11 protein-coding genes and 1 pseudogene are annotated in these 13,246 nt (G+C 57.1%); 5 read left to right on the forward strand and 7 right to left on the reverse strand.

Going from position 1 to position 13,246, the window contains the following annotated elements; genetic code table 11:
* Positions 1-24 precede the first annotated feature (24 nt).
* Complete coding sequence (locus G502_RS0104485; protein WP_022727465.1) at positions 25-480, reverse strand: DNA polymerase III subunit chi; 456 nt, start codon at positions 478-480, stop codon at positions 25-27.
* 12 nt (positions 481-492) lie between these two features.
* Positions 493-1,995: a leucyl aminopeptidase gene (locus G502_RS0104490; protein ID WP_022727466.1), complete on the reverse strand. Its 1,503-nt coding sequence runs from the start codon at positions 1,993-1,995 to the stop codon at positions 493-495.
* 310 nt (positions 1,996-2,305) lie between these two features.
* Here G502_RS0104490 and G502_RS18645 point away from each other — a divergent pair, with 310 nt between their 5' ends.
* The 4 genes from G502_RS18645 to rsmA all read left to right on the forward strand — a co-directional run bounded on the left by G502_RS18645 (position 2,306) and on the right by rsmA (position 8,128).
* Positions 2,306-4,531 (forward strand): LPS-assembly protein LptD, encoded by a 2,226-nt coding sequence (locus tag G502_RS18645; protein WP_022727467.1) that lies wholly within the window; start codon positions 2,306-2,308, stop codon positions 4,529-4,531.
* A 123-nt stretch (positions 4,532-4,654) separates the two neighbouring features.
* Positions 4,655-6,208, forward strand: a complete 1,554-nt coding sequence (locus G502_RS18650) for a peptidylprolyl isomerase (protein WP_022727468.1) — start codon at positions 4,655-4,657, stop codon at positions 6,206-6,208.
* Positions 6,209-6,258: 50 nt separating this feature from the next.
* Positions 6,259-7,290, forward strand: coding sequence for a 4-hydroxythreonine-4-phosphate dehydrogenase PdxA (pdxA, locus tag G502_RS0104505; RefSeq protein ID WP_022727469.1), 1,032 nt, complete (start codon positions 6,259-6,261; stop codon positions 7,288-7,290).
* Positions 7,283-8,128: a 16S rRNA (adenine(1518)-N(6)/adenine(1519)-N(6))-dimethyltransferase RsmA gene (gene rsmA, locus G502_RS0104510; protein ID WP_022727470.1), complete on the forward strand. Its 846-nt coding sequence runs from the start codon at positions 7,283-7,285 to the stop codon at positions 8,126-8,128. Before pdxA ends, rsmA begins: the two co-directional genes overlap by 8 nt.
* Positions 8,129-8,130: 2 nt before the next feature.
* On the opposite strand, the gene gmk is transcribed toward rsmA, so the two are convergent.
* Entirely contained in the window at positions 8,131-8,769 is a 639-nt protein-coding gene (gene gmk, locus G502_RS0104515; protein ID WP_022727471.1) for a guanylate kinase, read from the reverse strand.
* Between the two features lie 11 nt (positions 8,770-8,780).
* Positions 8,781-9,680: a YicC/YloC family endoribonuclease gene (locus tag G502_RS0104520; protein WP_040487502.1), complete on the reverse strand. Its 900-nt coding sequence runs from the start codon at positions 9,678-9,680 to the stop codon at positions 8,781-8,783.
* 89 nt (positions 9,681-9,769) lie between these two features.
* On the opposite strand from G502_RS0104520, the gene G502_RS0104525 reads away from it, so the two are divergent.
* Complete coding sequence (locus G502_RS0104525; protein WP_022727473.1) at positions 9,770-10,549, forward strand: SDR family NAD(P)-dependent oxidoreductase; 780 nt, start codon at positions 9,770-9,772, stop codon at positions 10,547-10,549.
* Between the two features lie 7 nt (positions 10,550-10,556).
* On the opposite strand, the pseudogene mltG reads toward G502_RS0104525, so the two are convergent.
* From mltG to G502_RS0104540, 3 genes and pseudogenes are all read right to left on the reverse strand, one after another.
* Positions 10,557-11,501 (reverse strand): annotated as a pseudogene (gene mltG / locus G502_RS0104530) (endolytic transglycosylase MltG); the annotation flags it as partial.
* Positions 11,502-11,549: 48 nt separating this feature from the next.
* Positions 11,550-12,815 (reverse strand): beta-ketoacyl-ACP synthase II, encoded by a 1,266-nt coding sequence (gene fabF / locus G502_RS0104535; RefSeq protein ID WP_022727475.1) that lies wholly within the window; start codon positions 12,813-12,815, stop codon positions 11,550-11,552.
* 67 nt (positions 12,816-12,882) lie between these two features.
* On the reverse strand, positions 12,883-13,116 hold the full coding sequence (locus tag G502_RS0104540) for an acyl carrier protein (RefSeq protein ID WP_022727476.1): 234 nt from the start codon (positions 13,114-13,116) through the stop codon (positions 12,883-12,885).
* Between the last annotated feature and the right edge of the window lie 130 nt (positions 13,117-13,246).

The following is a 13,246-nucleotide window of genomic DNA, read 5'->3' on the forward strand; positions in this document are numbered from 1 at the left end:
GGCTTGCCTATGTGAGTCCCTCGCTCAGCTTGTCTGCTTCTTCTGCCATTGCCCTTGCTCGTCCTGCTGCCAGTAGGTCATCTCCAAGGGCAGCTCCTTGCAGCGTTTCCATTCTGCGCGTGCGGCCTGCAGGGCCTCTGCATCCCTGCCATCGAAAAGCAGTGCGCAAAGTTCAAAGGCGTCCAGTCGCTCACTGGCCGCACCATCAGTTAGAAACAGATACTGGGCCCCATTCGGATTTTCATCGCGATCCGTCAGCCAGATCGGTTGCTGCTCTGCGAAACCATCACGGCGCGTGCCATGCGGCAGGAACGAGCGGTCGCTGTAGCTCCACAGATGTGAACAGAGAGCTTCCACCCGTTCTTCCGAGCGCGCCAGGACAACCGCCCGCTTGCCACGCTCCAGGGTCTTTTCCAGAAGTTTTGGCAAGGCGGACTCGAGGCTCGTCGCCGTCAGGTGATAGAAACGAACCTCGGCCACGCTTGCCTTCCGTCAGTCTTCCAGGGTGTCCGCCACATAGCGATCCAGAAGGCGAACACCATGAGCTGTCGCACCCTTTGGGACAGTCGGCTTGTCCTTCTCGGACCAGGTCACACCGGCAATGTCCAGATGTGCCCAGGAAACTCCATCCTGTATGAACCGCTTCAGGAACTGCGCCGCCGTGATGGAACCGCCCCATCGGTTGCCGGTGTTCTTCATATCGGCGGCATCGCTGTTGATGAGCTGGTCGAATTCCTCGCCCATCGGCATGTGCCAGACAGCTTCCGAAGTTGCTTCTCCTGCCTTCTCGAGGCTGGCCACCAAATCCTCGTTGTTGGAAAACAATCCCGCCTGAGACTTGCCCAATGCCACCAGTATGGCGCCTGTCAGGGTTGCCAGGTCGATAATCGTTTTGGGCTTGAAGCGTTCCTGCGCGTACCAGAGCGCATCCGCCAGGACCAAGCGACCCTCGGCGTCCGTGTTGATGATCTCGATGGTCTGCCCGGACATGGAGGTGACGATATCACCCGGCCGCTGGGCACGCCCGTCCGGCATGTTCTCGACCAAACCGCAAACACCCACAGCATTCACCTTCGCCTTGCGGGAAGCGAGCACATGCATGAGGCCAAGGACAACACCGGCTCCGCCCATGTCCCACTTCATGTCCTCCATGCTGGCCGCTGGCTTGATGGAAATGCCCCCTGTATCGAAACAGACACCCTTGCCGACGAAGGCAACCGGAAAATCATCATTCTTTGTCCCGGCACCCTGCCAGGTCATGACCAGAAGCTGAGATTCCCGTTGCGAGCCCTCTCCAACACCCAACAAGGCGTGCATACCCCGTTTGCGCATTTCATCTTCGCCCAGGACCTCGATCTTCACGCCCAGCTTTTCAAGTTGGCGCGCTCTTTCGACAAAGCTTTCCGGATAGATGATGTTGGCTGGTTCGGATATGACGTCGCGCGCAAGGAACACGCCCGGAACCGTTTTCTCCAGATCCTGGTAAAGCTTCTCAGCGGCCTTGTGCTCTTTCAGAGCCAGGGTCACTGTCTCCAGTGTCGGCTTCTTGTCTTCCTTCTCCCGCGTACGGTAGCGGTCAAAACGGTAACTGCGCAGGCTTGCGCCGTAACCGATACGGGCTGCCAACTGCTCCTGACTGATCTGCCCAGAACTCTGTGATTCCAGCATCAGAGTGGCCTTCGTGACTCCGGTCTGGTTCAGGTGGAACAGCAGGTTTCCGCCAAGTGCTTCCCAGTCCAACTCACCATTTTCCGATGGCTTGCCAATGCCTGCGAGAACGATCCGGTCCAGTTCAAGCCCTTGCGGAGCCAGGACATCGAGAAACTCGCTTTTCTTGCCTTGAAAACGTTTGCTTGCCTCCAAGGCACGCTTAAGGCTTCCGTTGGACGTTCGATCCAGTTCTGCACCGATCTCGCCGAACTGCCCGTCTTCCTGGACGGTCACGACAACCGTGCCCTTGCCGGGCACCTCAGGTGCTGAAAAACCGATCTTCATCTATTCTTCCTCGCTATTTTTGGCGGATGGCCATGAAGATAGGACGAGCGCCCGGCAAGCTAAACCCCTAACTTGCCGTACTCGCCCTGCTGGCATGCTGCCTGGACAGACAAAGCCGGCCTTCAATCCTCCTGTGCGGACATTATTCCATGCGATTGCGCATTTTCTCACTTACAGTGGACAAGGCTGGTTGACGCTGGCACCAGTTTGCGCTTCAAGCGACATACTGGATCTGTTTTGACAGTGGACCAGGCGGGCAATTGGGGGCCATGTTGGCCTGCCGTGATCTCAGGGGGATCTCAGAGTCAAAATGAGCTCTGGAACTTTAAAGAACATTCTCTATTCGGGTGGCGCCATACTGGCCCTGCTGACCCCTTTTCTCATCGAATCGGCCAGCCCGGTTGCCGCACAGACGGCCACAGCGACCAACACCTCCGAAGAACAGGATGAACGCGCCCTTCTGCGTGCGGACGAAGTCAGCAATAACGAGGAAACTGGCATCCTGACGGCCACGGGGAATGTGGAACTCTCCCAGGGTGATCGCGTACTTCTGGCCGACACCGTAACCTACAACACCAATACGGATGTCGCCACGGCAACCGGCAATGTTGCCTTGGTCGAGCCCAGTGGCGAGGTAATCTTCGGCGAGTATGTCGAGATTACCAGCGACATGAAGGAGGCCTTCGTACGTGACGTACGCATCCTGTTGACGGACAACACCCGCATTGCGGCGGACAATGCGGTGCGCACCAACGACAACAGGACCGTCTTTCGTCAGGGGGTTTTCAGCCCTTGTCTGCCCTGCAAGGATGATCCTGAAGCTGCTCCCCTCTGGCAGATCAAGGCCGATCGGGCGATCCATGACAAGGAAGCCCAGGAGATGCGCTACCGCAACGCGCGCCTGGAATTCTTCGGCATACCATCCTTCTACACGCCCTACTTCTCGCACGCCGATTGGACAGTGGATCGCAAGAGCGGTTTTCTGGCAGCGGAATATGGCAGAGATGACTTCCTGGGCAACTATGGAAAGGTCCCATACTACTGGGTAACCGGGCCAACCAGTGATGTCACCATCACGCCCATGTATACGCAAAACCAGGGACTTCAGCTTTCCACTGAGTTCCGGAAGATTTTTGAGAATGGTATTCTCGAAACCACCCTTTCCGGCACACAAGCTGACCTGGTCAATTCCAGAGGTGAGTTGAAGGAAGACCAGTTCCGCGGGCACATCGATGCCATGGGCCGCTTCGACCTGTCGGACACATGGCGTGCCGGGTTCAATATCCGGCGTTCCACCGATGAAAGCTACCCCAAGGTCTATGATGTGGACCTTCGTGACGAAGAACAATTGTACGAGAGTCGCCTCTTTGCTGAGCGGCTAGAAGGGCGCAATTACTTTTCGGCCAATGCCTTCGCTTACCAGTCCCTGTCAGACCAGGTTTCAACAACGCGACAACCAATCGTGGCTCCGATGCTAGACTGGAATCATGTGAGTGAGCCAGTTCTAGGCAGTGGATACTACGAACTGGACGCCAACCTCTTGTCACTTCAAAGGGAAAAAGGACGAGAAGTTCGCCGCCTTTCACTCACAACCGCCTGGAACCAGCCTTTCATGGGTGCCATAGGCGATGTCTATACGCTTCGCGCCAGTTTAAGAACCGATGGCTATTGGACAAACGATCACTATCCAGGCTCTACAGCCTTTGATCCATCGCCCTCTGAAGGCGCAGATTTCGCAGGGCGTGTTTTTCCCCAACTTTCAATGGAATGGCGCTATCCTTGGGTAGCGCAATCAGAGCATTTTCAACAGACTTTCGAACCTATCGTCCAGGCTGTTGCGGCGCCGAATTTCGGGAATTACGACGATATTCCCAATGAGGATAGCCTGGATGTCGAATTTGACGATACTAACCTTTTTGCTCTCAACCGCTACGCCGGCCTGGACCGAATAGATAAGGGCAGCCGTATAGATTATGGTATGAACTATAGCTTTTCGACCTACACCGAATTTTATAGTGAAGCCTTTATTGGCCAGAGTTATCGCATTCAGGATAATGAAGATTTTTCAGAAGGAACTGGCCTTAGATCCAATAGCTCTGATTACGTTGGGCGTATCAGAATACAGCCCTTTAGTGAACTGGATCTACTCTATCGTTTCCGGCTAGATCAAGACGACTTTGACTTCCGACAGCAAGAGGCTCGATTTCGAGCTGGGATACCTGAATTCAGGGTTACAGGAAGCTACCTGAATTTCGAAGAGACCACTGAAAGCAGTCGCTACGGATCACGCGAACAGATAAGAATTTCCCTATCAAACCAGCTAACAGATCATTGGCGCACACGTATTTACGCCCAACACGATATTGAAAATGACTATACACCACGCGCAGGAATAAATCTGATCTATGAGGACGAGTGTTTTACCCTGTTTGCTGGATTTGAGCGACGCCGCTTTCGCAATCGCGAAACCCAACCAGAGGACACCTTTGGAGTTCGAATCAGCTTAAAATACCTTGGTGCCTTCGGAACGGAGTGACATTGTTGCTTTTCAATCTGTTACATTGTTCCTTCATGAGTTCACGCTTATATTGCTCGCAATGTTTCAATATCTGAGGGTCCCCAACAAAGTGCCGCCTGTATGGCTGGAGATGGATAGCTTATGAGAAAGATTTTTGCCCTAGCGCTCAGTGCCTTCTTGCTCGTGGCATATGGTGACACTCAAGAGGCTGAAGCACAGGAAACCCTGAGCGCAGCGGCGGTTGTGAACGATCAGGTCATATCCCAGCTGGACCTTGATCAGCGTCTGAAGCTGTCCCTGCTTTCCAGTGGCCTTCCCAACAACGAGGAAACGCGGCAGAACCTGGCGCCACAAGTCTTGCGCCAGCTTATCGATGAGCGCCTGCAGATGCAGGAAGCCCAGAGGCTGGCACTGGAGGTCCCCGACGGTGAAGTTGAAGCAGCCGTAGCGGAGATCGCCCAGCGCAATGGAAGTTCGGTCGAGGAATTCGACCGCATGCTGGAGCAGAACGGTATTGCCCCCTCCACATTGCGGCGGCAGGTGCGCACCACAATTGCCTGGAATCGCGTCCTCTCCGCCCGTGTTGTACCGGAAGTGCAAATCAACCAGGAGGAAATCGATTTCGCTCTGGAACAGTTTCAGCAAACCAGCAACCAGTCCCAGGTGCGTGTGGCCGAGATCTTTCTGCCGTTCGACAGCCCTTCTGAGCGGGGCGAGGTACGGGAGCTCGCAGACAGGATTTACCAGGAAGTCAGGCGCGGTGCCGACTTCAGGAGCCTGGCCCGTCAGTTCTCGCAATCCCCGACAGCGGCCCGGGGGGGTGACCTTGGCTGGGTTCTGCCGACCGAGTTGGACCCGGATGTCGCCCGTGAAGTGGAAGACATGGGTCGCAACGACCTGGCTGGCCCGATTGAGGCCGTCAACGGCTATTACATTATCGCCGTAATCGACCGGCGCCGGATCAATGCCCAGGGAGAGGTCGAACGCGTCGCACCACGCGAGCCGGAGCCACAGCCTCAGGCGCAACCTCAAGGACCTACAGTCGCACAGCTGCGCAATGCACGCCTGCGTTTGTCCCAGATCATCGTGGAGGCGCCGGAAGGTGAAGAGGAACAGACTGCTGAAGAGCTGGCTGAACGCGTTCAGGGCCTCCAGGGATGCGAACAGGCAAACCAACTGGCCGCGGAAATTGGCATGCCCGGCTCCGGTGATATGGGACGTGTCGTGGCCTCCGAGATGCCCGAGCAGCTTCAGAATCTTCTGCTGCGACTGCCGGTCGGTCAGCCCAGCCCGCCATTGGGAATGAGCGGTGCTGTCAGTGTGCTGTTCGTCTGTGAACGCGTGGATTCCAACGGCAATCCTGTGACCGCCGTCAATCCACAGCAACAACGACAGGCACCTCCAGCCCCCGACGTGGCCGCACAATTTCAGAGCAACATCGACCCACGTCCAATGGCGGAAGGTGAAGAGGATGTTCCTGAAACCGAGGAAGAGCAGGAAGCCAGCGAGAAAAGCGCCGCTGAAAACCTGATGTCCGAGGATATGGAGCCAATCGAACAGCCCGAGATACAGGAGGAACGCAGCGAGCTGGAGCAGCAGGTTGCCGAGAGCTTGCGACGCGAGCAAATCAACCGCAAGTCCGACCGCTATCTGCGCGACCTGCGGCGCTCGGCCAACATCGATATCAGGATGTGATTGTTATCTGATCCCGACTTGCCGGTTTGCGGAATCCGCAAGAACAACTGATGCAGACGACACCTGCCCCTATTGCGCTGACCATGGGCGATCCGGCTGGTATTGGGCCTGAAATCGCCTTGAAGTGCTGGGCCAACCATCGCCAAGCCATGTGTCCGGACTTTGTCTTCTTCGGTTCTGCCGACCTGCTGGAACGCCAGGCGGCGGCACTGAAATGCAATGTACCGATTGAGCGGATACAGGACCTTTCGAAAGTTCGGGGCATTTTTCCCGATGCTCTTCCTGTCCTTGATATCCCCTTGCCCGCTCCGTCATGCCCGGGATTCGCTGACAGCCGCAATGGCCCCGCGGTCATGGCTGCCATAGAGCAGGCACATGCAGCAGTTACCAACGGCCAGGCCTCGGCCCTGGTAACCAATCCGATCCACAAGGACAGTCTCTACGCCTGCGGCTTCAGCCATCCCGGACACACGGAGTACCTGGCTGCGCTTTCCTCAATTGCACATCCGCCGGTCATGATGTTGGCCTCGAAACGATTGCGTGTGGTGCCAGTGACGATCCACATCGCCTTGCGCGAGGTTTCCGCAATGCTATCCAAGGCGACGATACTCCACGCCGCTGAAGTGACGCACCAGGCACTTCTATCGGATTTTGCCATCGAAAGGCCACGTCTGGCCGTTGCTGGCCTCAACCCCCATGCAGGTGAAGGTGGCGCCATGGGAACCGAGGAAATCGACGTCATACGGCCTGCGGTCAAACTCCTGCAGGAACGCGGCCTTTGCATTGAAGAACCCCAGGCTGCAGACAGCCTGTTCCATGAACAGGCACGCGATACCTACGATGCCGTCCTCTGCATGTATCATGATCAGGCCCTCATCCCGATCAAGACCCTGGACTTTGACAGTGCTGTGAACGTAACGCTGGGACTGCCCATCGTGCGCACCTCTCCCGACCATGGCACGGCCTTCAACATTGCCGGACAAGACAAGGCCAATCCCTCAAGCCTGCTGGCTGCCCTGAAGATGGCGGCCGATATGGCCCAGGCACGTAGCAGGCCCCACGTGTCTTCCCAACATGACTGAACTCAGGGACTTGCCACCCCTGCGCGAAGTGATTGCGCGCCACGGCTTGGCGGCACGCAAGAGTCTGGGGCAGAATTTCCTGCTCGACCCCAACCTTACTGGACGTATAGCGCGCTCCGCGGGCGATCTGAGCACGGGAAGCATCATAGAGATCGGACCCGGGCCAGGTGGACTGACAAGATCCTTGCTGCTAGCAGGGGCCCGCCACGTCATTGCAGTAGAGAAGGATTTGCGCTGCCTGGAAGCGTTGGAAGAAACACGCTGCGCGAGCAACGGTCGCCTGGAACTTCTAAGCGGGGATGCTCTGAAAGTTCCGATAGACACCTTGGGACAGGCACCGCGGAAGATTGTTGCCAACCTGCCCTACAATATTGCCACTCCCCTGCTGATCAGTTGGCTGCACGCCATTGACCGCAGTCCCCACTGCCTCGAAAACATGATCTTGATGTTTCAGAAGGAAGTGGCTCAACGGATTACGGCACCCCCGGGAAACAAGGCATACGGGCGACTTTCAGTCCTCTCTCAATGGCTTTGCGAGACGGAGTTGCTATTTGACATTGCCCCTGGAGCCTTCACGCCACCGCCAAAGGTAACCTCATCGGTTGTGCGTCTGATTCCCCGTGAAAAGCCACGTGCCGAAGCCCATCTTGAGGTATTGGAAAAGGTCACAGCCGCAGCCTTCGGCCAGAGGCGCAAGATGCTGCGCCAATCACTGAAAGGCCTGTTCCCCAACGCTGCCGAGGTGCTTGGGGATCTTGGCCTCAAGGAAACGGCACGGGCCGAGGAGTTGGACATAGAGGATTTTTGCGCCCTGGCGCAGCGTCTCTCGAACGACTGACTTCAGCCGGTCGAACGCAGTCGGTGCACGAAATCTCCGAGACCAAGCAACCGGTCTCGCCTCAGGCGTTCTGCTGTCAGGATGGAACGCACCTGCTCCACCGACCGTTCCAGCTGCTCATTCACGATAATGTAGTCATAGGCATCCCAATGGCTCATCTCGTCTGCAGCCTTTGCCATCCGGGACTTCACGACATCGGGGCTGTCCTGCGCACGCGTGTGCAAACGGCGTTCGAGCTCGTCCTGTGAGGGCGGCAGGATGAAGATCCTCACCAAATCCTTTGGCATCTTCCCACTGAGTTGCTGGGTTCCCTGCCAATCGATGTCGAACAAGACATCCCGTCCCGCTGCCAAGGCCTCTTCCACGGGTTTGCGCGGTGTCCCATAGTATCGATCGAAGACCTGCGCATGCTCCAGGAGCTCTCCTGTTTCCGCCATGGTCTTGAAGGATGGTTCGTCCACAAAATGATAGTCCACACCATCACGTTCCCCCGGACGCTTCGGACGGGTGGTTGCCGAAACCGACAGGATCAGATTGCTGTCCTCTTTCAGTATCTCGCGTGAAATGGCTGTCTTCCCTGCCCCTGAGGGGGAAGACAGCACCAGCATGAGGCCGCGCCGACTGATACCGCTTTCGTCCATCCTTGCCTCGCTTACTCGATGTTCTGCACAAGCTCACGCAGTTGGTCGACCGTCGCCTTCAGGTCCAGCCCCAAGGTGGTCAGCTCGGGATCAGGGGACTTTGAACACAGGGTGTTGGCTTCCCGATTGAACTCCTGACAGAGAAAGTCCAAGCGACGCCCCACGGCACCGCCACCTGTCAAAAGCTCCTGACTTGCCGCAACATGTGCCTTCAGCCGGTCAAGCTCCTCGCGGACATCCGCCTTGCTGACCAGCAAGGCAGCCTCCTGACTCAGGCGATCTTCTTGCAGTTCTCCAGCCGAAGCTTCCAGCAGTTGATGAACGAGTTGGCGCAAGCGTGTGCGCATAGCCTCTGGACGTGTCGCTTCCAATTGTTCGGCGGCAGCGACAATCTGTGTAATCCGATCCATATGCCCCTGCAGCAGTTCTGCCATTCGGCGGCCTTCGTCCAGGCGCGCCTGCTCCAACTTGCCCAAAGCCTGATCGAAATCATCCATCAAGGCACTTTCCGTGACCTGGCGAATCGCCTCGTCCTCATCCTCCTCCTGCACTGCAAGGACACCACGCAGGGCAAGGAGCCCATCCGCCCTTGGCGGCGCCACATCATAGTCCTGGCACAGACGGTCACAGAGCCCGGCCAAACGCTCCAGAAAGACCTCATCGACACGGACCTGGGCTTGGGGACTCAGCTTCCTTAGGGACAGGGAGACATTCACGTTGCCACGGTGGAGCCGCTCCTTGAGCCGCCGTCTTAAGTCGGGCTCCAAGCTGTCAAAGCCTTGCGGCCCGCGAAAGCGAATCTCGAGACCGCGGCCGTTCACGCTCTTCACCTCCCAAACCCAGGAGTAGATATCGTTTCCTCCCTGTACGCGGGCAAAACCGGTCATGGAGGCAATGGCAGAAGAAGTCATGAAGTGATACCAAGCTGTGAGTTACTTTGGAAAAGGCGTCACTTAATAACCGTCTGAAGGAGTAACGGCAACCTGCAGAGGAGTCCGCCATGCTGTTCCGCAGCAAACAGACTGTCCCAGGCCATGTGATGATTACTGGGGCCTCCAGTGGCCTTGGAGCAGCCCTGGCCCAGTATTACGCCGAACGCGGCTGCCAATTGAGCCTGTCCGGACGCAACAAGTCCCGCTTGGACAGGATCGCACAGTCTTGCCGGGACAAGGGCGCGATTGTTGAGGCCACCCCTTTGGATGTCTGCGACAGAGAAGAATGCGAAGACTGGGTTCGTAAGGCTGACGACTGGAAGCCCCTGGACCTGATGATTGCAAACGCCGGTATCTCTGCTGGAACCGGAAATGGTGGAGAAACGGAAGAGCAGACCCGCCAGATTCTGGAGACAAACTGCACAGGCCTCATCAACAACGTGATGCCCGTACTTGAGCGGATGAAGTCCAGAGACAAGGGCCAGATCGCCCTCATGTCCTCTCTGGCTGCCTTCAGGGGGTTTCCAGGCGCACCTGCCTATTGTGGTTCGAAGGCGATGGTGCGGGTGTGGGGAGAGGCTTTACGCGGTGAACTGGCTCCCCGAGGACTCGCCGTAAACGTCATCTGTCCCGGCTATGTCCAGACACCCATGACAGAGGTCAACGATTTTCCGATGCCCTTTCTCATGTCGGCAGAGAAGGCTGCCAAAATCATGGCCCGCGGCCTGGCAAGAAACCGGGCACGCATCGCTTTCCCCCTTCCCACCTACTTTGCTGCCTGGCTACTGGGCGCACTTCCGGTCGGCCTGACAGACAGCTTACTTGCACGTTTGCCGCGAAAGGCATGAGTACCGATTACTCGTCCTCTCCGTCACGAATGCGGCGCCAGTTCCGGACATTCCTGTTGTGCTCATCCAGGGTTTGCGCGAAGGCGTGCCCACCCGACCCATCGGCGACGAAATAGAAATAATCCGTATCGGCCGGATTCAACACAGCTTCCAGGGACTCCCGGCCCGGATTGGCAATCGGGCCCGGAGGCAACCCATTGATGTAATAGGTATTGTAAGGGTCTTCGATTTCCCAGTCCTTGCGCGTCAACTCACGATCGAGAGGGCCTTCCCCTTTGGTCAGGGAATAGATGACCGTCGGATCCGATTGAAGCGGCATCCCTTGGCGCAATCGATTGATGAAAACGCTGGCCACCATCGGGCGCTCGCTGGCAACCGCTGTTTCCTTCTCCACAATGGAGGCCAATGTGACCGCTTCCTCCGGGGTCTCAAGAGGCAGTCCTTCGTTTCGCTCTGACCAGAGCGCCTGGACAAGAGTCTGCATGTCCTTCTGCATGCGATCAATCAAGTCCTGCCGTCGATCACCCCACTGAAAGTGATAGGTTTCGGGCAGAAGCGAGCCCTCAGCGGGCAGTTCCGGAACATCGCCCTCCAGCACCTCGGTTCTTTCAAGCAAGCCGACGACTTCATAGGAGGTGCGGCCCTCGGGAACCGTAAGCTGCCGAACGACGAAATCACCGCTTTCCAGTTTCTCCAGGACTTCCCGCAAGGATGCACCTGGAGAAAACTCATACTCTCCCGCTTGAAGACGTCCGGCTTTTCCGCTGAGACGCGCCGCCACCTGGAAAGCCAGGGCATCATCGATGACCCCCCGCGCTTCCAGTTCGGTGGAAATGCTGCGAACGCCGCTACCACGCTCGATCAGCACAACCGTCTCTTCCTTGGCTGGCCCTTCGCCTTCGTAGGCTTGATAGGCAAGCAGCCCCGCAACAGCGAGCAGGAGACCGCCGGTAACGATCAGGACCAGGAAGAAGCGAAGCGTACCTCGCATGATGAAACGCTAGCTGGCCGAGGAGAGAATCAGGCTGGCGTTCGTCCCGCCAAACCCGAACGAGTTCGAAAGCGCATAGCGCACTTTCCACTCCTTTGGTTCATGCGGAACGAGGTCCACCCCATCTGCTTCAGGAGCAGGTTCATCAAGATTGAGCGTGGGAGGCACCACGCCGTCTCGTAATGCCAAAATGCAGAAGATTGCCTCGACAGCCCCAGCAGCCCCCAGCAGGTGCCCGATCGCGGATTTGGTCGAGGACATCTTCACACGATTCACGGATTCTCCGAACAACTGCTTGACGGCCCCCAGTTCGATGATATCGCCCAGCGGCGTCGAAGTGCCGTGTGCATTGATATAGTCGATATCCTCTGCGGAAATGCCGGCACGTTTAAGTGCGGCGCGCATGGCCCTGTATCCGCCATTTCCGTCCTCGGGAGGGGCCGTGACATGGTAGGCATCGCCCGAAAGGCCATAACCCACCACTTCACCATAAATCTTGGCGCCGCGCTTCTTGGCGTGCTCGTATTCCTCGAGCACCAGCACGCCTGAGCCCTCGCCCATGACAAAGCCATCCCGGCCCTTATCCCAAGGGCGAGATGCCTTGTCGGGCGTATCATTGTATCCCGTACTCAGGGCACGCGATGCGCAAAAGCCAGCAAGACCGATTCTCGAGATGGCGGCTTCCGCACCGCCGGCAATCATGACATCCGCATCATCGGCCATGATCAAACGCGCCGCATCGCCAATGGCGTGAGCACCGGTGGAGCAGGCTGTCACAACAGAGTGGTTGGGCCCTTTGAACCCATACTTTATTGAAACCTGTCCAGAAACAAGATTGATCAGTACGGCTGGAATGAAAAAGGGCGAAAGCTTGCGGGGGCCGCGCTCCTTTACGGTCAACGCCCCTTCATAAATTGTCTCCAAGCCACCAATACCGGACCCGATCATCACGCCCGTACGTTCCAGGCTATCCTCATCCTGAGGTTCCCAACCGGCGTCCTTTATGGCCTGCTCCGCAGCTGCCATCCCATAGACGATGAAGCGGTCGTTCTTGCGCTGGTCCTTGGGCGCCATCCACTCGTCGGCATTGAACCCACCCTCGGCAGCATTGCCAGCGGGGGGTTTGCCGGCGATCTTGGAAGGAAGATCGGATATATCGAAGCCTTCGACAGGCCCGATTCCCGATTTGCCATCAAGAATTTGCTTCCAGACATACTCAACCCCGGTCCCAACCGGTGTGACCAGTCCGAGGCCCGTTATGACAACTCTTCTCATACTGAAAAGACACTCAGCACCCAAGCGGGATTGAAGCGTCCGGACCGGCCGGACGCTTCAATCGTGCTCAGGTGTTCTCCTGGATAAAGTTGATCGCATCCTTGACGGTTACGATCTTCTCAGCGGCATCATCGGGGATTTCGCAGCCGAATTCCTCCTCAAACGCCATGACCAACTCAACCGTGTCGAGGCTGTCGGCACCGAGATCGTCAATGAAGCTGGCATCCTCCGTGACCTTGGATTCCTCCACACCGAGGTGCTCAACAACGATTTTCTTCACGCGTTCCGCGACATCGCTCATGATTGTCTAATCCCCAAAAAGCTAAAGCTGAAGTGTCTTTCGTGTTCCGTTCGGTCCCCTGCACGGCATTTTCGGCTCTCTCGCCTTTGATACCGCTGCTCTGCCGATACTGGCGGCGCCTATTAGCACA

Source organism: Fodinicurvata sediminis DSM 21159 (genome assembly GCF_000420625.1).
Taxonomy (GTDB): Bacteria; Pseudomonadota; Alphaproteobacteria; order Kiloniellales; family DSM-21159; genus Fodinicurvata; species Fodinicurvata sediminis.

Excerpts from the sequence above, each read along its gene's own strand:
- rsmA (WP_022727470.1), top strand. The coding sequence starts at position 7,283 with ATGACTGAACTCAGGGACTTGCCACCCCTGCGCGAAGTGATTGCGCGC.
- pdxA (WP_022727469.1), top strand. The coding sequence starts at position 6,259 with ATGCAGACGACACCTGCCCCTATTGCGCTGACCATGGGCGATCCGGCT.
- G502_RS0104520 (WP_040487502.1), bottom strand. The coding sequence starts at position 9,680 with ATGACTTCTTCTGCCATTGCCTCCATGACCGGTTTTGCCCGCGTACAG.
- G502_RS0104490 (WP_022727466.1), bottom strand. The coding sequence starts at position 1,995 with ATGAAGATCGGTTTTTCAGCACCTGAGGTGCCCGGCAAGGGCACGGTT.
- G502_RS0104540 (WP_022727476.1), bottom strand. The coding sequence starts at position 13,116 with ATGAGCGATGTCGCGGAACGCGTGAAGAAAATCGTTGTTGAGCACCTC.
- G502_RS0104525 (WP_022727473.1), top strand. The coding sequence starts at position 9,770 with ATGCTGTTCCGCAGCAAACAGACTGTCCCAGGCCATGTGATGATTACT.
- G502_RS18645 (WP_022727467.1), top strand. The coding sequence starts at position 2,306 with ATGAGCTCTGGAACTTTAAAGAACATTCTCTATTCGGGTGGCGCCATA.
- gmk (WP_022727471.1), bottom strand. The coding sequence starts at position 8,769 with ATGGACGAAAGCGGTATCAGTCGGCGCGGCCTCATGCTGGTGCTGTCT.
- fabF (WP_022727475.1), bottom strand. The coding sequence starts at position 12,815 with ATGAGAAGAGTTGTCATAACGGGCCTCGGACTGGTCACACCGGTTGGG.
- G502_RS18650 (WP_022727468.1), top strand. The coding sequence starts at position 4,655 with ATGAGAAAGATTTTTGCCCTAGCGCTCAGTGCCTTCTTGCTCGTGGCA.